Annotated in this window: 16 protein-coding genes and 2 pseudogenes; 5 read left to right on the top strand and 13 right to left on the bottom strand. The window is 71.0% G+C overall.

What is annotated here, in order from left to right; genetic code table 11:
• Positions 1–102: 102 nt before the first annotated feature.
• Positions 103–1,488: a cation:dicarboxylase symporter family transporter gene (locus AB0F91_RS38930; protein WP_360606097.1), complete on the top strand. Its 1,386-nt coding sequence runs from the start codon at positions 103–105 to the stop codon at positions 1,486–1,488.
• A 115-nt stretch (positions 1,489–1,603) separates the two neighbouring features.
• Here the strand turns inward: AB0F91_RS38930 and AB0F91_RS38935 are convergent, their stop codons facing one another.
• A complete protein-coding gene (locus AB0F91_RS38935; RefSeq protein WP_360606099.1) occupies positions 1,604–1,996 on the bottom strand; it encodes a helix-turn-helix domain-containing protein in 393 nt (130 codons plus the stop codon).
• Positions 1,997–2,109: 113 nt separating this feature from the next.
• Between AB0F91_RS38935 and AB0F91_RS38940 the strand changes: the two are divergent.
• Positions 2,110–3,474, top strand: a pseudogene (locus AB0F91_RS38940) (MFS transporter); the annotation flags it as partial.
• Between the two features lie 28 nt (positions 3,475–3,502).
• Here AB0F91_RS38940 and AB0F91_RS38945 read toward each other — a convergent pair.
• From AB0F91_RS38945 to AB0F91_RS38955, 3 genes are read right to left on the bottom strand one after another with little or no spacing between them, the layout of a single operon-like run.
• Entirely contained in the window at positions 3,503–3,946 is a 444-nt protein-coding gene (locus tag AB0F91_RS38945; RefSeq protein WP_360606101.1) for an SRPBCC family protein, read from the bottom strand.
• Positions 3,947–3,949: 3 nt separating this feature from the next.
• Positions 3,950–4,663, bottom strand: a complete 714-nt coding sequence (locus AB0F91_RS38950; RefSeq protein ID WP_360606103.1) for a zf-HC2 domain-containing protein — start codon at positions 4,661–4,663, stop codon at positions 3,950–3,952.
• Entirely contained in the window at positions 4,660–5,208 is a 549-nt protein-coding gene (locus AB0F91_RS38955) for a sigma-70 family RNA polymerase sigma factor (RefSeq protein WP_360606105.1), read from the bottom strand. Before AB0F91_RS38955 ends, AB0F91_RS38950 begins: the two co-directional genes overlap by 4 nt.
• Positions 5,209–5,768: 560 nt before the next feature.
• Here AB0F91_RS38955 and AB0F91_RS38960 point away from each other — a divergent pair.
• Complete coding sequence (locus AB0F91_RS38960; protein ID WP_360606107.1) at positions 5,769–6,227, top strand: fibronectin type III domain-containing protein; 459 nt, start codon at positions 5,769–5,771, stop codon at positions 6,225–6,227.
• Positions 6,228–6,276: 49 nt separating this feature from the next.
• Here the strand turns inward: AB0F91_RS38960 and uvrA are convergent, their stop codons facing one another.
• Both uvrA and AB0F91_RS38970 read right to left on the bottom strand, forming a co-directional pair.
• Complete coding sequence (uvrA, locus tag AB0F91_RS38965) at positions 6,277–9,138, bottom strand: excinuclease ABC subunit UvrA (protein WP_360606109.1); 2,862 nt, start codon at positions 9,136–9,138, stop codon at positions 6,277–6,279.
• Between the two features lie 76 nt (positions 9,139–9,214).
• Entirely contained in the window at positions 9,215–10,102 is an 888-nt protein-coding gene (locus AB0F91_RS38970) for an acyltransferase family protein (RefSeq protein ID WP_360606111.1), read from the bottom strand.
• Between the two features lie 440 nt (positions 10,103–10,542).
• Here AB0F91_RS38970 and AB0F91_RS38975 point away from each other — a divergent pair, with 440 nt between their 5' ends.
• The gene (locus AB0F91_RS38975; protein ID WP_360606113.1) at positions 10,543–11,220 is read left to right on the top strand and encodes an MBL fold metallo-hydrolase; all 678 of its coding nucleotides are present in this window, start codon (positions 10,543–10,545) and stop codon (positions 11,218–11,220) included.
• Positions 11,221–12,126: 906 nt separating this feature from the next.
• Here the strand turns inward: AB0F91_RS38975 and AB0F91_RS38980 are convergent.
• From AB0F91_RS38980 to AB0F91_RS38990, 3 genes are all read right to left on the bottom strand, one after another.
• A complete protein-coding gene (locus AB0F91_RS38980) occupies positions 12,127–12,408 on the bottom strand; it encodes a hypothetical protein (RefSeq protein WP_360606115.1) in 282 nt (93 codons plus the stop codon).
• A 64-nt stretch (positions 12,409–12,472) separates the two neighbouring features.
• A complete protein-coding gene (locus tag AB0F91_RS38985) occupies positions 12,473–12,772 on the bottom strand; it encodes a hypothetical protein (protein ID WP_360606117.1) in 300 nt (99 codons plus the stop codon).
• Entirely contained in the window at positions 12,751–12,954 is a 204-nt protein-coding gene (locus tag AB0F91_RS38990; protein WP_360606119.1) for a hypothetical protein, read from the bottom strand. The genes AB0F91_RS38985 and AB0F91_RS38990 overlap by 22 nt, the downstream gene beginning before the upstream one ends.
• Here AB0F91_RS38990 and AB0F91_RS38995 point away from each other — a divergent pair.
• Positions 12,941–13,093 (top strand): annotated as a pseudogene (locus tag AB0F91_RS38995) (ABC transporter ATP-binding protein); the annotation flags it as partial. The gene AB0F91_RS38990 and the pseudogene AB0F91_RS38995 overlap by 14 nt on opposite strands.
• A 153-nt stretch (positions 13,094–13,246) precedes the next feature.
• On the opposite strand, the gene AB0F91_RS39000 reads toward AB0F91_RS38995, so the two are convergent.
• Genes AB0F91_RS39000 through AB0F91_RS39015 form a run of 4 tightly spaced genes read right to left on the bottom strand, consistent with a single transcriptional unit; the run spans position 13,247 to position 17,617 of the window.
• Positions 13,247–13,654: an SCP2 sterol-binding domain-containing protein gene (locus AB0F91_RS39000; RefSeq protein ID WP_360606121.1), complete on the bottom strand. Its 408-nt coding sequence runs from the start codon at positions 13,652–13,654 to the stop codon at positions 13,247–13,249.
• A gap of 41 nt (positions 13,655–13,695) precedes the next feature.
• Positions 13,696–14,958, bottom strand: coding sequence for a cytochrome P450 (locus tag AB0F91_RS39005; RefSeq protein WP_360606123.1), 1,263 nt, complete (start codon positions 14,956–14,958; stop codon positions 13,696–13,698).
• Positions 14,955–16,403 (bottom strand): aldehyde dehydrogenase, encoded by a 1,449-nt coding sequence (locus tag AB0F91_RS39010; protein WP_360606125.1) that lies wholly within the window; start codon positions 16,401–16,403, stop codon positions 14,955–14,957. The genes AB0F91_RS39005 and AB0F91_RS39010 overlap by 4 nt, the downstream gene beginning before the upstream one ends.
• Complete coding sequence (locus AB0F91_RS39015; protein WP_360606127.1) at positions 16,403–17,617, bottom strand: FAD-dependent oxidoreductase; 1,215 nt, start codon at positions 17,615–17,617, stop codon at positions 16,403–16,405. Before AB0F91_RS39015 ends, AB0F91_RS39010 begins: the two co-directional genes overlap by 1 nt.
• Between the last annotated feature and the right edge of the window lie 43 nt (positions 17,618–17,660).

The raw sequence follows: 17,660 nt of genomic DNA on the forward strand, positions 1-17,660 counted from the left end.
ACTGGACCTCTCGTGCAAACTCAATGAACACAACGGTGACGCTGGTCATATCCTCCCCGCATAGTGACCGGCGTTCCGCTCATTCCCCTACTGGAGGCAACGGTGCCGACACCGACCCCCGAAGCGGCCGCGCCCAAGCGCGACCGCACGCGTTACCTTTACCTGGCCGTGATCGTCGCCGTGGTGCTCGGAGCCGCGATCGGCTTGATCTGGCCTTCGGTCGGCAAGGAGCTCGCGCCGCTGGGCACCGGTTTCGTCAACCTGATCAAGATGATGATCGCGCCGATCATCTTCTGCACCATCGTGCTGGGCATCGGCTCGGTCGCGAAGGCGGCGAAGGTCGGCAAGGTCGGCGTCACCGCACTGGTCTACTTCGTCGTGATGTCGACGTTCGCGCTCGCGATCGGCATCATCGTCGGCAACATCATCCATCCCGGCAGTGGTCTGCACCTCAACCCCGCCGACGTGTCCAAGGTGCATCAGCAGGCCAAGGGCGAGGGCGGCGTCGACTTCGTGCTCGGGATCATCCCGACCTCGTTCGTCTCGGCGTTCACCGAAGGCCAGACCCTGCAGACGCTGCTCATCGCGCTGCTGACCGGGTTCGCACTGCAGAAGCTCGGCAAGCGTGGCGAGCCCATCCTGCGCGGCATCGAGCACGTGCAGCGCCTGGTCTTCCGCATCCTCGCGATGATCATGTGGGCGGCGCCCGTCGGCGCGTTCGGTGCGATCGCGGCCGTAGTCGGTGCCACGGGCTGGGGCGCGCTGCGCAGCCTGCTGGTGATCATGCTCGGCTTCTACGTCACCTGCCTGATCTTCGTCTTCGGTGTCCTCGGCGCGGTGCTGTGGCTGGGCGCGCGGGTCAACATCTTCCAGCTGCTCAAGTACCTGGGCCGCGAGTTCCTGCTGATCCTGTCCACTTCGTCGTCGGAATCGGCGCTGCCGCGGCTGATCGCCAAGATGGAACACCTCGGGGTGAGCAAGCCGGTCGTCGGCATCACGGTGCCCACCGGCTACTCGTTCAACCTCGACGGCACCTCGATCTACCTGACCATGGCGACACTGTTCATCGCCACGGCGCAGGACGAGCCGCTGGCGCTGGGCGAGCAGATCACGTTGCTGCTGTTCATGATCATCGCCTCGAAGGGCGCGGCAGGCGTCAGCGGCGCCGGCATCGCGACCCTGGCGAGCGGCCTGCAGTCGCACCGCCCAGAGCTGGTCGACGGCGTCGGGTTCATCCTCGGCATCGACCGGTTCATGTCCGAGGCCCGTGCGCTGACCAACTTCGCCGGCAACGCCGTGGCGGCCGTCCTCATCGGATCGTGGATGAAGGAGTTCGACCGCGACAAGTCCCGCCGGGTCTTCGCGGGGTCCGCGCCGTTCGACGAAGCCACCCTGCTCGACGAAGCCCCCGCCGCGGCGGAACCGCCCGCCACTGAGCCGCCGCCCACCGGCCGGGGCGAACCCGTGGGAGCCTCCGCGGGCAACTGAAGCCGTTCGCACCCCAGGGCTCCTTCCGGCCCACACTCCCCCGCCGGGGTGCGAACACCCCAGTGTGCCGTGGCCGTGAGCGTTCCCCGTGCTCACGACCACGGCACACGCGTTTCTACTGCGAGTCGTAGGCCTCGCGCGCCACGGCGATCGCCTCGCGGTGGCGCTGCGCCCAGTCGACGAGCCCCGACAATGTGCCGTAGAGCTCACGCGCCATCGGCGTCGCCTCGTACTCCACGCGCGGCGGCACGGTCGGGTAGACGGTGCGCTCCAGCAGCCCGTCCCGTTCGAGGTTGCGCAGGGTCAGCGTGAGCATCCGGCGGCTGATGCCCGCCACCGAGCGTTCCAGCTCCGTGAACCGCACCGGGCCGTGCGACGCCTCCAGCAGGATGCCGATCGCCCACTTGCCGCTGATCCGGTTGAGCACCTCGAGCAGCGTGCACGCCTCGAGTTTCTCCGGGTCGATCGCGCTGACCTGCTCGGTCACAGCGGTGTTCCCCTGGGACATGAAAGTGCCTCCTTCCAGGCTCCTCGATGGTCACACAAGATGATCGCTGTAACAAGAGGTGCCCTGGGCGTGACCTGGGGGTTCTCTTCGGTGATCGTTCTGGAGGGACCCAAATGCCGGAAGTCCGTCGCCGGGCCGTCGCACTGGTGGTGCTGTGCGCGGCCTCGCTCATGGTGGTGCTCGACGGGAGCATCGTCGCCGTGGCGCTGCCCTCGATCCAGGCCGAACTGGGCTTCACGTCCGCCGGACTGGCCTGGGTCGTCAACGCCTACCTCGTCGCGTTCGGCGGGCTGCTCCTGCTCTCCGGCCGGCTCGGTGACCTGCTGGGCCGGCGGCGCGTGTTCCTCGCCGGGCTCCTGGTCTTCACCGCGTCCTCGCTCGTGGCCGGGCTCTCGACCGGGGCGGCGGTGCTAGTGGCCGCCCGGTTCGTGCAGGGAGTCGGCGGCGCGCTCGCGTCGGCCGTGGTGCTGGGCATGATCGTGACGATGTACCCCGAACCCCGTGCGCAGGCGCGGGCGATCGGCGTCTTCAGCTTCACACAGGCTTCGGGCGCGTCGATCGGACTCATCGCCGGCGGCGCGCTCACGCAGGCGCTCGACTGGCACTGGACCTTCTACGTCAACCTGCCGATCGGCGTCGCCGCGCTGGTGCTGGCTCCGCTGGTCGTGGCGGCGGACCGTGGCCGCGGGCTGCGCACGGGAATCGACGGACTGGGCGCGGCGCTCGTGACGGGCGGCGTGATGCTGCTGGTGTACGGGATCGTCGAGACCGGCGCCGCGCTTCCGGTGGCGGGCGCCGCTTTGCTGCTCACCGCGTTCGTGGTCCGGCAGGGCCGCGCGCGGACTCCGTTGCTGCCGCTGCGGCTGTTCCGCGTGCGCGCGGTCAGCGGCGCCAACGTCACGATGGTGTTCATGGTCGCCGGCATGATGGGCTTCCAGTTCGTGACGGCGCTGTACCTGCAGAAGGTGCTCGGGCTCGACGCGCTCGCCACCGGGCTCGCGTTCCTGCCGGCACCGGTGATGATCGCGGTGTTCTCACTGGGGATCTCGGCGAAGCTCAGCGCGCGCTTCACCCCGGGCGCGGTACTCCTGAGCGGGCTCGTGGTGGTCGCGGTCGCCTTCACGTTGCTCACCACCGTGCCCACGGACGGCAGCTACTTCCTGCACGTGTTCCCGGCGCTGGTACTCATGGGTTCCGGTGCGGGCGCGGCCATCCCGGCCGTGATGGGGCTGGCGATGTCCGGGACGGACGCGGCCGACGCGGGGGTGGCGTCGGGCCTGATCACCACCACGCAGCAGGTCGGCGCGGCCATCGGCACCGCGGTGCTCGCCACGGCCGCGGCGGCGCGCACGGCCGGGCTGGCGTCGCAGGGGGCTCGCGCCGCCCTCGCTTCGGGTTACCGGCTCGCGTACGGGCTGAGCGCGGGCTTCGTGCTCCTCGCCGCCGCGGCAGCGGCGCTCGTGCTGGTGCGCCGCCCGCGCCGGGCCGCGAGCGGTGCTTGGCGGGTCAGCCCAGGTAGGCGGCCAGGCCGCGGTGGCCCCGGCGCATCATCCACGCGTGGTTGGCGCGGAAGAACGGCCGGGCCACCGTGTCCAGCTTGCGCAACAACGGTTTGCGAGCCTGCACGTGCTGCGTGATCTCCAGCCGCGTGCCCTCGCCGACGGCGTGCAGCATGCCGGCGAGGAACCCTTCGAGATCACCGCTCAGGCCGACGCGGACGTGGCCGGTGACGGGGTCCTCTTCCTCGCGGTGCATCGCGATCATCAGGCGGTAGGGCAGGCGCGAGCGGCAGACGACCTCGGCGGTGTCGTCGTCGACCCGGCGGACCGAGCGCACGTCGGGCCACCAGCGTGGGTACGCCTCGAGGTCCACGACGGCATCGAAGACCAGCCGGGCCGGGGTGGCCGGGAGCCACCAGGTGCTCGAGAACCGGTACTCCGCGTCCGTCACCGCCTACACCTGTGCCGAGACCAGGTCCCGGCCGTCGAGGGTGACGATGCCGACCGAGGCGACGTCCGCCGGCGCGACCAGCGCGGAGCCGTCGAGACCGAAGCCCTGTGTGCTCCACTTCTCCGACACGAGCCAGCTGCCGGCGTCCCACTTCGCGCCGGTCTTGTCCGTGACCACGAGCTTGCACTTCTCGCCCGCGGGGATCCCCTTCACGGCCACGTGCACCTTGACCCAACCGGCCGCGGGAATCACCGACGCGGTGAGGCTCGCGCCCGTCGCCGCGTTGGTGGCGGCCACGTCGCGGGTGCCGGGCACGGCCACCTGCTGAGCGGACTCGGGCGCCGTCTGGCGGCCGACGAAGACCCCGCCGCCGAGCGCCACCGCGGCGACGACCGCGGCGGCCGCGATCGCGAGTCCCCGACGGGAACCGGTGCGGCTCGGTGCCGCAGGGGATTCGGCAGGGCCGGCCTCCTCCTCGGCCCGGATCCGGCGCAGGGTGCGCTGCAGCAACAGGTCGCCGCCCTCGGGCGGGCCGTCGAGGAACGCCTCGGGCGGCACCTCGTCGAGCGCCTCCCGCAGGGCGCCGAAATCCTTGAGCTCGAAGCGGCACTGCGCGCACGTGGCCAGGTGGCCTTCGAACTCGACCGCCTCGGCCGGGTCCAGCGCGCCGAGGACGTAGGCGCCGAGCTGTGCGTGCTCCTGCTCGACCGCGCTCATCTCACTGCCTCCGTTCCGCCGCTCACCATCGCCGTGCGCAAGGCGCGCAGCGCGTAGTAGGACCGGGATTTCACGGTGCCGGGAGCGACCCCCAGCAACTCGGCTGCCTCCGCCACCGATCTCCCTCGATAGTAGATCTCCACGAGCACGTCGCGATGCTCTTGCGACAACGCTTCGAGGGCTCCGAGCACCGTCATCGAGTCGACCACTCCCTGGGCGTGATCGCGTACCACCGGCGCCGCGAGCGTCTCCGGGCCCTCGGCGACCTCCGGCGGCCGGGCAGCGCGGGCCCGCGCCCGGTCCGTGACGAGGTTGCGCACCACGGTGAGCAGCCAGCCGCGCACGGACCCCTGGCGGTCGCCGCTCAGGTCGTCGGCGTGCTTCCAGGCACGCACGAGCGTCTCCTGGACCACGTCCTCGGCGGCCGCGCGGTCGCCCGTGAGCCTGGTCGCGTAAGCCAGCAGGCTCCGGCCGTGTTCCGCGTAGAGCTGCTCCACGAGCCGCTCGGCGGCGGCCCGTTTCGGCCGCCCGCGTCCGATCGCCACCCTCGACCTCCCGACGGTGTTCTGGGTCGGCGAGGACAGTACTGCAAACCGCAGTGTGAACGCCGGTCGTCGCCGCACGCCCAGCACCGCCGCCGTGTCCACCGGGAGATCGCCCCCTTCCGAGGTGAGAGTGGGTCGTGCCGTCGCGGGTCAGAGCCCCCGACACCCCTCACACGGATGCCGGCGCGATGCGGTTCACCGCGAATTCAGAAAGTTCGTCGGCTGAATTCGGCGCCGCCGGCCGGGCAGATGGGTGGTGCCGGTGATCGGGACGTTGCTTGTCGATCACCGGCGCGGGTTCCTAAGCTGACGCCGCACCGCCGCCGCCTGGACGTCCCGGAGGCTCCGCCGTGCCCGTGAAAACCCGCCTCGCGCTCGGGACGCCGGCCGTCCTGGTCACCACCGGCTGCTCCGCGGCCCCGGCCGCGGCTCCGGCGCCACCGCCCCAAAGCCTCACGGCGACGCTCACTACGCCGACGGACATCGATCTGCACTGGCCCGAGGGTGACCCCCGCCGCGGCCGGGCACCTGCTCGAATAGCGGAACTCCACCGACCGCCCGTGGACCGCGCTGCAGTACTTCCCGCGCTCGCAGCTCACCTACCGGCCCCGGACCTGATCCCCGAGACACCGTTCTTCTACCGCGTGCGGGACTTCTTCGGTCCCGTGTCGGCGGTCGTGCAGCCGGGCTCCCCGGCCCACGCCGCTCCCCCGGCCACGGCCGTGCCGGTGTGGAAGCCGGGGAAAGCCGCTGCTCCGGCCGACGTGACGGTGGTCCCGGCCGAGGACGCGTCCGTTCACTTCACCTGGGCGGACCGCTCAAGCGACGAGGCCGGGTTCCTGGTGGAGATCCGCACGCCGGGCCAGGCGGGCTTCGTCCCGGTCGAGATCACCGACTCGGACACCACGACCTGCGCACTATCGCTCCTGCCGGACGAGCAGGGCTCCGCCTTCCGCGTGCGCGCGCTCTACTACCGACCGCTCTCGCCGGTCGTCGACCGCACAACCGGACAGGACTGACCCCCGCCGGTGCGGTGACCCGGTTCGGGGCCACCGCACCGCGATGGGGTCAGGCCGGGTTGAGGACCTGGCCGAGGAACTCGCCCGTGTAGCTCTCCGGCACCGACGCGATGTGCTCGGGCGTGCCCTCGGCGACGACCATGCCGCCGCCGGAACCGCCCTCCGGACCCATGTCGATGATCCAGTCGGACGTCTTGATCACGTCGAGGTTGTGCTCGATCACGATCACCGTGTTGCCCTTGTCCACCAGCCCGTTGATCACGCCGATCAGCTTGCTGATGTCCTCGAAGTGCAGGCCTGTGGTCGGCTCGTCGAGGATGTAGACCGTCTTGCCCGTGGAGCGCTTCTGCAGCTCGCTCGCGAGCTTCACGCGCTGCGCCTCGCCGCCCGAGAGCGTCGGCGCGGGCTGGCCGAGGCGCACGTAGCCGAGGCCGACGTCGACGAGCGTCTGCAGGTGCCGGTGGATCGCCTTGATCGGCTCGAAGAACTCGGCCGCCTCCTCGATCGGCATGTCCAGCACGTCGGACACCGTCTTGCCCTTGTAATGCACCTCGAGCGTCTCGCGGTTGTAGCGGGCGCCCTTGCAGACCTCGCACGGCACGTAGACGTCGGGCAGGAAGTTCATCTCGATCTTGATCGTGCCGTCGCCGGCGCACGCCTCGCAGCGGCCGCCCTTGACGTTGAACGAGAACCGGCCCTGCTGGTAGCCGCGCACCTTGGCCTCGGTGGTCGCCGCGAACAGCTTGCGCACGTGGTCCCACACGCCGGTGTAGGTCGCCGGGTTGGACCGCGGGGTGCGGCCGATCGGCGACTGGTCGACGCGGACCAGCTTGTCGACCGTGTTCAGCCCGTTGACCCGCGTGTGGCGGCCCGGCACCTGGCGCGCGCCGTTGAGCTTGTTGGCGAGGACCTGGGCGAGGATGTCGTTGACGAGCGTGGACTTGCCCGAGCCGGACACGCCCGTGACCGACACGAGGCAGCCGAGCGGGAATGACACGTCGATGCCGCGCAGGTTGTGCTCGCGCGCACCCACGACCGTGAGCTGCCGCTTCTTGTCGACCGGACGCCGGATCGCCGGCACCTCGATCGAGCGGCGGCCCGACAGGTACGCGCCGGTGAGCGACTCCTTGCTCTTCAACATCTTCTTGTACGGTCCACTGTGGACGATGTGCCCGCCGTGCTCGCCCGCGCCCGGGCCGATGTCGACGACCCAGTCGCTCGCGCGGATCGTGTCCTCGTCGTGCTCCACCACGATCAGCGTGTTGCCGAGGTCACGCAGGCGCGTGAGGGTCTCGATCAGGCGGTGGTTGTCGCGCTGGTGCAGGCCGATCGACGGCTCGTCGAGCACGTAGAGGACACCCACCAGGCCCGAGCCGATCTGCGTGGCCAGCCGGATGCGCTGCGCCTCGCCGCCCGACAGCGTGCCCGACGCGCGGTCGAGCGAGAGGTAGTTCAGGCCTACGTCGAGCAGGAAGCGCAGGCGCGCCTGGATCTCCTTGAGCACCGCGCCGGCGATCATCGCCTCGCGGTGCCCGAGCACCAGCTCGTCAAGGAACTTCGACGCCTCGTCGATCGACAGGGCGCAGACCTCGGCGATCGAGCGCTCACCCTGCGTCGCGTGCTCGAGGGTGACCGCGAGGATCTCCGGCTTGAGCCGCGTGCCCTGGCACGTCGGGCACGGCACCTCGCGCATGTAGCCCTCGTACCGCTCGCGCATGTACTCGGACTCGGTCTGCTCCTGGCGCCGCTCGAGGAACGGGATCACGCCCTCGAAGTTGGCGTAGTACGAGCGCTGCCGGCCGTAACGGTTGCGGTAGCGCACGTGGACCTGCTCGTCGACGCCGTGCAGCACCGCCTTCTGGACCTTGGCCGGCAGCTGGCGCCACGGCGTGTCCATGCGGAACCCGATGGCCTCCGACAGCGACTCGAGCAGCCGGATGAAGTAGTCGGCGCTCTGCCCGCCGGCCCACGGCGCGATGGCGCCCTCGCCCAAAGACAGCTCGTCGTCCGGGACCACCAGCTCCGGGTCGACCTCCTTGCGGATGCCGATGCCCGTGCACACGGGGCACGCGCCGTAGGGCGAGTTGAACGAGAACGACCGCGGCTCGAGGTCCTCGATCGCGAGCGGGTGCCCGTTGGGGCACGCCAGGTTCTCGGAGAACCCGCGCACGCGCTTCGGGTCGTTCTCCGGCAGGTCGACGAACTCCAGTTCGACCAGCCCGTCGGCCAGCCGCAGCGCCGTCTCGACCGAGTCGGTGAGCCGCTGGCGAGAGCTCGTCTTCACGCTCAGGCGGTCGATGACCACGCCGATCTGGTGCTTCTCCTGCTTCTTCAGCTTCGGAGGGTCGGTGAGCGGGTGCACCTTCCCGTCGACGACCACGCGCGCGTAGCCCTGTTGCTGCAGATTCTGGAACAGGTCGAGGTACTCGCCCTTGCGCCCGCGCACGACCGGCGCGAGCACCTGGAAGCGCGTGCCTTCGTCCATGTCGAGCACCTGGTCGACGATCTGCTGCGGCGTCTGCTTGCTGATCAGCTCGCCGCACTTGGGGCAGTGCGCTTTGCCCGCACGGGCGTAGAGCAGCCGGAGGTAGTCGTAGACCTCGGTGATCGTGCCCACCGTGGAGCGCGGGTTGCGCGAGGTGGACTTCTGGTCGATCGACACCGCGGGCGAGAGGCCCTCGATGAAGTCGACGTCGGGCTTGTCCATCTGCCCGAGGAACTGCCGCGCGTAGGCCGAGAGCGACTCGACGTAACGGCGCTGCCCCTCGGCGAAGATGGTGTCGAAAGCGAGGCTCGACTTGCCCGACCCGGACAGGCCCGTGAACACGATCAGGCTGTCGCGGGGCAGATCGAGGTCGACACCGCGGAGGTTGTGCTCGCGGGCCCCGCGAACAACGAGGCGATCAGCCACGCCCACGTCCCTTCAACTCAAATCTCGGCTCGGAGGCCGGCCCGGTGGAAGTCCTGCACGGGCGGCCGCGTCCATGCTAGGACGCACCACCGACAGAAACGGGTTCCGGCTCTTCGACCTGGGCTTTTGCGGGTTCCTGGACGGGTTTGCCCGCCCGCCGGACGGTCAGCCGCCGATGCAGCGGCCGTTCCACCCACGCGGTGAGCGCCCAGCCGGCCAGCACGGCGCCGGCCAGCACCGCGGGAAGCCGCAACCGGCCGGGGACACCGATGTCCAGCAGGGCGCGCGCCAGGATGTAACCCAGTTCCTGGTGCACCAGGTAGAGACCATACGAGATCCCGGCGAGCCAGGTGAGCGCCGGGGCGACCCGCGCGAGACCCGGGAACCACCAGTCGGGGCCGCGTGCCGCGAGGCAGATCACCAGCAGCAGCACAGCGAAGCCGATCGTGGAGGGCCAGCGCGCGGGGTCCTGGGGCATCGCCCGGTGGAACGGGAAGACGTGCAGGTCCTGTACCACGATACAGGCCGCGACGAGCAGTCCGAGGTGCCAGGACTGCAGCCGCTTCCGGCTCCACAGCCACAGCGCGATCCCGGCGGCGAACAGGTGCGTGCGCTGCAGGCCGAGCCCGAAGAAGACGTTGACGGCCTGGATCGGCGTGCGGCCGGGGTTGAAGACCAGGAACCGGACCGCCGCCGCGACCATCAACACCCAGACGAGCCAAATCATCACTCGATCGGTGCGCCACCGCCGTGGGAACAACCACGCAGCGGCGCAGAACGCGAACAACTGGACCGGCAGCGTCCACCACGAGCCGTCGAGGTAGGGGAACCCGTAGTAGTCCCACGCCTGGATCATCCCCAGGTCCGTCAGCAGGTCCCGCGAGGTTTGGATGTACCACGGGAACGGGTCCGCCGGCGGGCCCTGCGGCTCGCTGAACAGGAATCCGGTGAAACCGTCGGGCACGGGCAAACCGCTGAAGCGGAGGCGGCGTAGCGCGTGACGACGTAAGTGACGAGCACCGTGACGAGGTACGACGGCACCAGCCGTGCGACGCGGTTCCACAGCCACCGGCCCGTGCCGGGCCTGCGGACGCTCACGCACAGGAAGTACGCGGAGATCACCGTCAGCCCGGCCGCCCCGAACTGCCCGCGCCGAACTGCGCGGGCACGCGGAACGGGCAGCCGGTGAGCTCGCCGTGCAGCAGCGCGCGCCCTGGTGCGTGACGTGGCCGAGCACGACCGAGACGATCGCGATGACCCTGAGGAGGTCCCAGCTGGTCCGTCGGGGGGACTGGTGCGGTGGCGCGGTGTTCGGCACGGGTTCCCTGGGGTCGCCCGTTGCTCGCCCCGAGCCTACGTGTGCGGGGGTGGGACAGACCGCGTTGTCCCGGCTACCGTGAGGACGTGAACATCGCCGACACCTACACCGGGCACGTCGAACCGGGCGGCGACGCCGCCCGCCGGACGCTGGACGCGCTGACCATCACCAAGCTCTCCGTGGGGCCGATGGACAACAACGCTTACCTGCTCGTCTGCCGCGCCGAGAACGAGGCGCTGCTGATCGACGCCGCCAACGACCCCGAGCGCATCTCCGACCTCATCGGCCACGGCCCCGACCGGCCCGCGCTGCGCACCGTCGTGACCACCCACCAGCACCAGGACCACTGGCAGGCCCTGGGCGCCGTGGCGGGCGCGAACGGCTCGAACACCGCCGCGCACCCGCTGGACGCCTCGCCGCTGCCCGTGCCGCCCGACTTCCTGGTCGAACACGGCGACACCCTTCGGGTGGGCCAGGTCACGCTCGAGGTGATCCACCTGCGCGGCCACACGCCGGGCTCCATCGCCTTGCTGTACCGCGACCCGGCCGGGCACCCCCATTTGTTCACGGGTGACTCGCTGTTCCCGGGCGGGGTGGGGAAGACGTCCTCGCCGGAGGACTTCGCCTCGCTGCTGGACGACGTTTCGACGCGGATCTTCGACGAACTGCCGGATGAGACGTGGTTCTACCCGGGGCACGGGGATGATTCGACGTTGGGGGCTGAGCGGCCGAAGCTCGCGCAGTGGCGTTCGCGCGGCTGGTGAGCTGAGGATCGACCCGTCCGGACCGGGCTGCCTGGTTTTCAGGCAGCCCGGTCGTCCCAGAACTGCACCCTCGGTTCGAACGCCAGCTCCTCGGTGGTGAACCGCTCGCAGTCCAGCGCGTTCGACCACGTGTCGACCTGACGGGCGCGCCGCATCCGGGGGCAGACATCCATGGCGGGCCGGTCCGGCAGGTCCGCGATCCGCCGCGCCGAAGGGAACCGAGGAGCGCGAAATCGGAGGTGAAGGCGGGCTTCCGCGGCGTTCGATCCCGGCTCGTACCCGCGTATGTCCGTCGGCGCACCCCTCGCCGGCTTCCGCTCCGAACCTCGGAAGCCGGCGGAACCAAGGTCAACTCCGCCGGCCGTGTGGGCCGGCTCGAACGAGTCGTCGCGGCGAGCCGAACGGCCACTTTTCGCTACAGGACCGCGATGTCGCTGACGCGCCAGCGGCCGTTGTCGTCCGTGGCGGTGAGGCGGACCTGCGCGCCGCCGTTGGAGGTGTCGGGGTGCCGGCGCGGGAGGTCGTCTGGTCGGCGAAGGCGAGGACGTGGGCGGTCGTGCCGGTGATGTCCTTGATGCCGATGGTGCCGCCGCGGCTGGTGGGGATGAGGTGGTGGGGGACGGCCTGTTGCCGGACGGCCGAGAGCGACTGGCGGTACTGGGTGACGGCGTTGCCGGCGAGGTATTGCTCGGCGGCCCGTTGGGTTCTGGCGACGTCCTGGTGGTCCAGGGAGAAAACGGCTGGCTTCAGAGGCGGCGCTGAGCTGGCCGGTGATGGCGGAAGTGGCGGCGCTGTCGGAGAAGGCGGTGTTGGCGGCCGGGCCGGAGGTCGTGGACCGGTGGGCCTGGAAGGCGAAGCAACCGGCGGCGGCCAGGAGGACGACGGCCGGCGCCGACAAGCCAACGGTCACCGGACTGTGGCGAGGTTTCCGGGCCCGGCGGTTGCCGGTTCTCCGGTGGGTTCGGCCGAGATCGTCGAGGTGCCGGCATCCGGCATCCGGGCAGCGCGGCTGGGAAGCGCGGTGTCGGAGTCCGGCGCGACCGCACCGCGAGCCTTCGACTCGATTCCGGAGTCCGGCGCCGCGGCCTTGGCGGCGAGATCCGGCCCTGCGGCCGGCTCGATCACGTCGACGGCTGACGCCGCGGCGGGCTGCGCGGCGTCCACAGCAGGGCGCGCAGGTAGAACCACAGCTCGTCCCCGTACCGGTCGAGCGAGCGCACCGGGGCGCCACGGGATGCTCACGAGACCTCCTCTACGCGGTGGCGGCCGTGGCCAGGCGGTCCACGCCGTGGCGGCGCCGTTCCTCGGGGGTGAGCGACGCGAGGATCCCGTCCTGCGCCGCCTCGGGCAGCGTCGGCAGCAGGCGCAGCACGCGTTCCTTGCGCCGCGCCTCACCCGGCCGCGCCGGCAGACCGGGCGCGGGCTGCATCTGCGGTGGGATGCCGGCGACCTCCTCGACGCCACCGGCGTGGTGCCCGGCGGCGAACTTCGCGCGTTCCGCGGCCATGGTCGCCGAGTCCTTCTCCTCGCTCATGCCGATCGAGCCGTCCATGCGGCGCGCGTTTGCGCATGCCGTCGGAGATCTCGCTGGGCAAGCCGACCGGCGCCGGCCAGGCCCGTGAGCTCCGGCTTCTCGTGCACGATCCGCCGGATCTCCGTCTCCGACTTGCGCGTGTGCTCGCGCAGCGGGAATGCGATGTTGTCGAACAAGGTGATGGCTTCGGTGTTCTTCAAGCCGCCGATCGGGCTGCTCAAACCCGACCGCGACCGCTGCGTGGTCGACGGCGTCGACGTGGTCACCTGCTCGGAGCACCGCCTCTACGAGGCACGCAAGCTGTTCGGGGTGCTGTTCCAGGACGGCGCGCTGTTAGGCGACTTCCCGGTTCCCGAGGGACCCAGCAGGACGGACACCTCACCCGGGGGCAGGGTGAGGGTCAGGTCCCGCCAGATCGTCTGGCGCCGGAACGACTTCGTCAGGCCCTCGACGACGACTTCCGCACCCGCCGTTGTGCTCGGCCTTCCCGGCTCAGCCGACGATCAGGTCCTCGCGCCCGTCGGCACGCAGCTTTTCGACGTACACGGGGAAGAGCTTCTTCGACAGCGGGGCGAGCTTGATCAGCTTCGACACCGGACCGTCCACTTTGACCTTGCCGCGGGCCATGGCGAACGTGAGGTTCACCTTGCCCTGCCAGTAGCCGTTGGCGACCTCGCTGTCCATCGTCATGGTCGCGTCGGCCGGGGCGTCGAACGCGTCGCCGGTCACGCGCCGGTTCTGCGTGTCGATCAGCAGCGCGGACTCGGGGTTGGTGCACACCATCTTCAGCACCAGTCCGGTGCCGGCGAGCTTGGCGGCGAGGTCGGCGTCGGCGAACGCGGTTTCGAAGATGCCGCCGATGTACTGGTAGATCTCTTCGGGCTTGCTGAACGCGGGCATGGCTGGTCTCCGGTCTGGTCGGTCTGCGGGGGAACTGCTGCTCAGAAGTGACAGGGCATCGCGCGCACGGCGTGGACGAAGTTGCCGGCCAGGTAGTCCGGCTCGCCCGCGGTGATGTTCGGCAGGGTGCGCAACAGTTCGCCGAACAGGGCACGCAGCTGGGCCTTGGCGACCTGGTTGCCGAGGCAGAAGTGCGCGCCGCCCCCGCCGAAGCTCACGTGCGGGTTGGGGCTGCGGCTGAGGTCGAAGCGGCCGGGCTCGTCGAACACCTCGGGGTCGAAGTTGCCGGACGCGTAGAACATCACCACCTTCTCGCCCGTGCTGATCCGCTGCCCGCCCAGCTCGAAGTCGGTGACGGCCGTGCGGCGGAACGTCATCACCGGCGAGGCCCAGCGGACGAACTCCTCGAGCGCGCTGCCGATGCGGCCGTCGAAGTCGGCCATCAGCCGCTCGCGCTGCTCCGGGAAGTCGGTCAGCGCGCGCAGCGTGTGACTGGTGGTCTGGCGGGTGGTGTCGTTGCCCGCCACCGACAGCAGCACGAAGAACGCCGCGATCTCCTCGTCGGTGAGGCGCTCGCCGTCCACCTCGGCCTGCACGAGATTGGTCATCAGGTCCTCGGCCGGGTGGGCACGGCGGTGCTCGGCCATCTCGAACGCCACGCCGTGCAGCGTCATCTGGGCCTCGAAGATCATGTCGATCGGGTCGCGCCCGGCGAGGTAGACCGGGTCGGCCCAGGACACCGACGCGTCGGCGGCGTGGGCCACGCTCTCGCGGTGGGACTCGGGGATGCCGACCATGTCCGACAACGTGCGGATCGGCAGCTGCCCGGAGCACTGGCGCACGAAGTCGGCGCCGCTGCCCGCTTCGGCCAGCTCGCGCACGATGTCGCGGGCGTTGGCCTTGATCTGCTCCTCGATGCGGCGCACCTGCTTCGGGGTGAACGCGGCGCTGACGAGCTTGCGGATCTTCGTGTGCCGCGGCGCGTCCATCGCCAGGAACGACTGCGACGCCTCGAGCATCTCCTCGGGGATGTTCTCGAACATCACGCCCTGACCGGACACGAACACGTCGCTGCGGCGGCTCACGTCGACGATGTCGGCGTGGCGGACCACCGCCCAGTAGCCGGGGTCCTCGGGGTCTTCCATCAGCGCGTCCTCGACCGGCCGGTGCCAGGACACCGGACGCTCCCGGCGCAGCGTGGCGAAACTGCGCTCGCGGTCGGCGGCGCGGGTCGACCAGAATGCCCGCGACGAAAGGTCGATCTCGTCGTACTCGCGCTGCTGCGGGGTCACGATGGCGGTCATGCGGGGATCTCCTGTCCCAGGTAGACGGACTTGAGCTGCTGGTAGGCGGCCAGGCCCTCCGGGCCGAGCTCGCGGCCGACGCCGCTGGCCTTCACGCCGCCGAACGGGGCGCCCAGGTCGAGGTCGTAGAAGTTCACGCCGACGCTGCCGGTCTCGACGCGGCGCGCCACGTCGAGGCCCTTCTCCACGTCGGAGGTCCAGATGGTGCCGCCGAGGCCGTAGTCGGAGTCGTTGGCGATCGAGACCGCTTCGTCGACATCGGAGTACGGGATCACGGTGAGCACCGGGCCGAAGATCTCCTCGCGCGCGATCCGGCTGCCGTTGTCGACGCCGCCGAACACGGTCGGCTGCACGTACCAGCCGCGGTCACGATCGGGCCGCCCGCCGCCGGCCGCCAGCGTGGCGCCGGACTCGCGGCCCACCGCCACGTACTCCTCGACTTTGCGCCGCTGCTGGTCACTGACGAGCGGGCCGACGTGCGTGCCGGGGTCGAGCGGGTCGCCGACGGTCAGCGCGGATGCCAGCCCCGACAGGGCGGCGACGACCTCGTCGTGGCGCGAGCGCGGGGCGAGGATGCGGGTGGAGAGGTAGCAGGTCTGGCCGTTGTTGAGCAGGCTGGCGGTGGCCAGGCCCTGCACGGTTGTCGCCAGGTCGGCGTCGTCGAGCACGATCGCCGCCGACTTCCCGCCCAGCTCCAGTGTCACCGGCCGCAGCAGCCGGCCGCAGGCTTCGCCGATCTTGCGGCCCACGGGGGTGGAGCCGGTGAACGCGACCTTTCGCACGCCGGGGTGCGCCACGAGGTACTCGCCGATGTCGGCGCCGCCGGAGATCACGTTGAGCACGCCCGCGGGCAGGCCGGCGCGTTCGGCGGTGGCCGCCAGCTCCAGAGCGTCCAAAGTGGTCTCGGGCGCCGGCTTGAGCACCACGGTGCAGCCCGCGGCCAGGGCCGGCGCGAGCTTGAACATCGTGAGCACCTGCGGGAAGTTCCACGGCACCACGACCGCGACGACGCCGACGGGTTCTTTGCGCACCACGGTGACGCCCTGCCCGTCCAGCCTCGGCCGGCCCTCTTCGGCGGGAGCGGCACCGAGCGCCGCGTAATACTGCAGGATCCCGACCGGGCCGGCCCCCTCGGCCGCGGTGGCGATGGTGATCGGCATGCCGTTCTGGATCGTGGTGAGCTCGGCGCGCTGGGCGACGTTCTTGCCCAGCTCCTCGGCGAACGCCATCAGCAGCCCGGACCGGGCCTCCGGCGTGAGCCCGCCCCACTCCGCCGAGCGCAGCGCGCGGCCCGCCGCGGCGACGGCGGCGTCCACTTCGGACTCGCCGGCGAGCGGTACCGTGCCGAGGCGTTCCTCGGTGTCCGGCGAGACCACGGCCAGCGTGGCACCGCCGGCCGGGCGCACCCACGCGCCGTCGATGTACAGGGCTTCGTGTTCGTGCATCAGCGCACTCCTTCGGACACGGGTTCCCGCCGGCGGGCGGCGAAGTCGAGCGCGCCGGACCAGTCGGTGCGGCGTGCGATGAGGGCCCGGAACTTCATGGTCTCGCGCTGTTTGTTCACCGCGAGCACGCCGGTGAGGTGGTCGCCGGAGCGGTACAGCGCGACAAACCGGCCCTCGTCCGGATCGCCCAGCACCACCTGGATCTCGTCAGCGTCGGGCACGCCGGCGAATTGGATGCGCGTGTCGTACCAGTCGGACCAGAAGTAGGGCACGGTCTCGTACGGCCTGGCCGCCCCCGGCAGCGCGGCAGCGACGCCCGCCGCGGCCCCCTGCTCCGCGGCGCTGCTCCAGTGCTCCAGGCGCATCGCCCGGCCGAACAACGGGTTGGCCCACCGGGCGACGTCACCCGCGGCATACACGCCGGGCAGCCCGGTCGCGAGCGTCTCGTCGCACACCACGCCGTCCTCCAGCGTGAGGCCGCTGCCCGCGAGCCAGTCCGTGGCCGGGACCGCGCCGGCGCCGACCACGACGAGGTCGGCGTCCAGCAGGGTGCCGTCGGCCAGCCGCACGCGCTCGACGCGGTCGTGGCCTTCGACACCGGTGACGGCGACGCCGCAGCGCAGGTCCGTGCCGTTCGCGCGGTGCAGCGCCGAGCACGGTTCGCCCATGGCGCCGATCGCGCGCATCAACGGAGTCGGCGCCGCCTCCACCACGGTCACCGGCAGGCCACGTTTACGCGCCGCCGACGCGACTTCCGAGCCGATGAACCCGGCGCCGATCACGACCGTGCGCGCACCGGCGTCGAGGGCCGCGCGCACGGCGAGCGCGTCGTCGAGGGTGCGCAGCGTGTGCACGCCGGCCAGGTGGCTCGTGCCGGGCAGCGTGCGGGGGGTCGCGCCGGTGGCGATCACGAGGCCGTCGTACGGGAGCTCGCCCTCGCCCGCGTGCACCACGCGCCCGGCCGGATCCAGGGCGTGCGCCCGGGTGCCGAGCACCAGCTCGACCCCGAGCTCGTCACGCAGCACCTGCTCCTCGCGGAACACCGGCGCGGCGACCGGCCCGTCGAGGAAGGCCTTCGACAGCGGCGGCCGGTCGTACGGCAGGTGTTCCTCGGCACCGACGAGCGTGACGGATCCGGTGAAGCCGGCCTTGCGCGCGCCCTCCACGGCCCGCAACCCGGCCAGGGAGGCACCGACCACGACGAGACGGGTCACTTCTCGAGCCCTGTCATTTCGCGAGCCCCGTCATTTTTCGAGC

It is taken from the genome of Amycolatopsis sp. NPDC023774, from assembly GCF_040639695.1.
In the GTDB taxonomy this organism is placed as follows: Bacteria; Actinomycetota; Actinomycetes; order Mycobacteriales; family Pseudonocardiaceae; genus Amycolatopsis.

Coding starts and splice junctions, on each gene's coding strand:
- AB0F91_RS38935 (WP_360606099.1), bottom strand. CDS start 1,996: ATGTCCCAGGGGAACACCGCTGTGACCGAGCAGGTCAGCGCGATCGAC.
- AB0F91_RS39000 (WP_360606121.1), bottom strand. CDS start 13,654: ATGCCCGCGTTCAGCAAGCCCGAAGAGATCTACCAGTACATCGGCGGC.
- AB0F91_RS39010 (WP_360606125.1), bottom strand. CDS start 16,403: ATGCACGAACACGAAGCCCTGTACATCGACGGCGCGTGGGTGCGCCCG.
- AB0F91_RS38985 (WP_360606117.1), bottom strand. CDS start 12,772: ATGGACGGCTCGATCGGCATGAGCGAGGAGAAGGACTCGGCGACCATG.
- AB0F91_RS39005 (WP_360606123.1), bottom strand. CDS start 14,958: ATGACCGCCATCGTGACCCCGCAGCAGCGCGAGTACGACGAGATCGAC.
- AB0F91_RS38950 (WP_360606103.1), bottom strand. CDS start 4,663: ATGAGCGCGGTCGAGCAGGAGCACGCACAGCTCGGCGCCTACGTCCTC.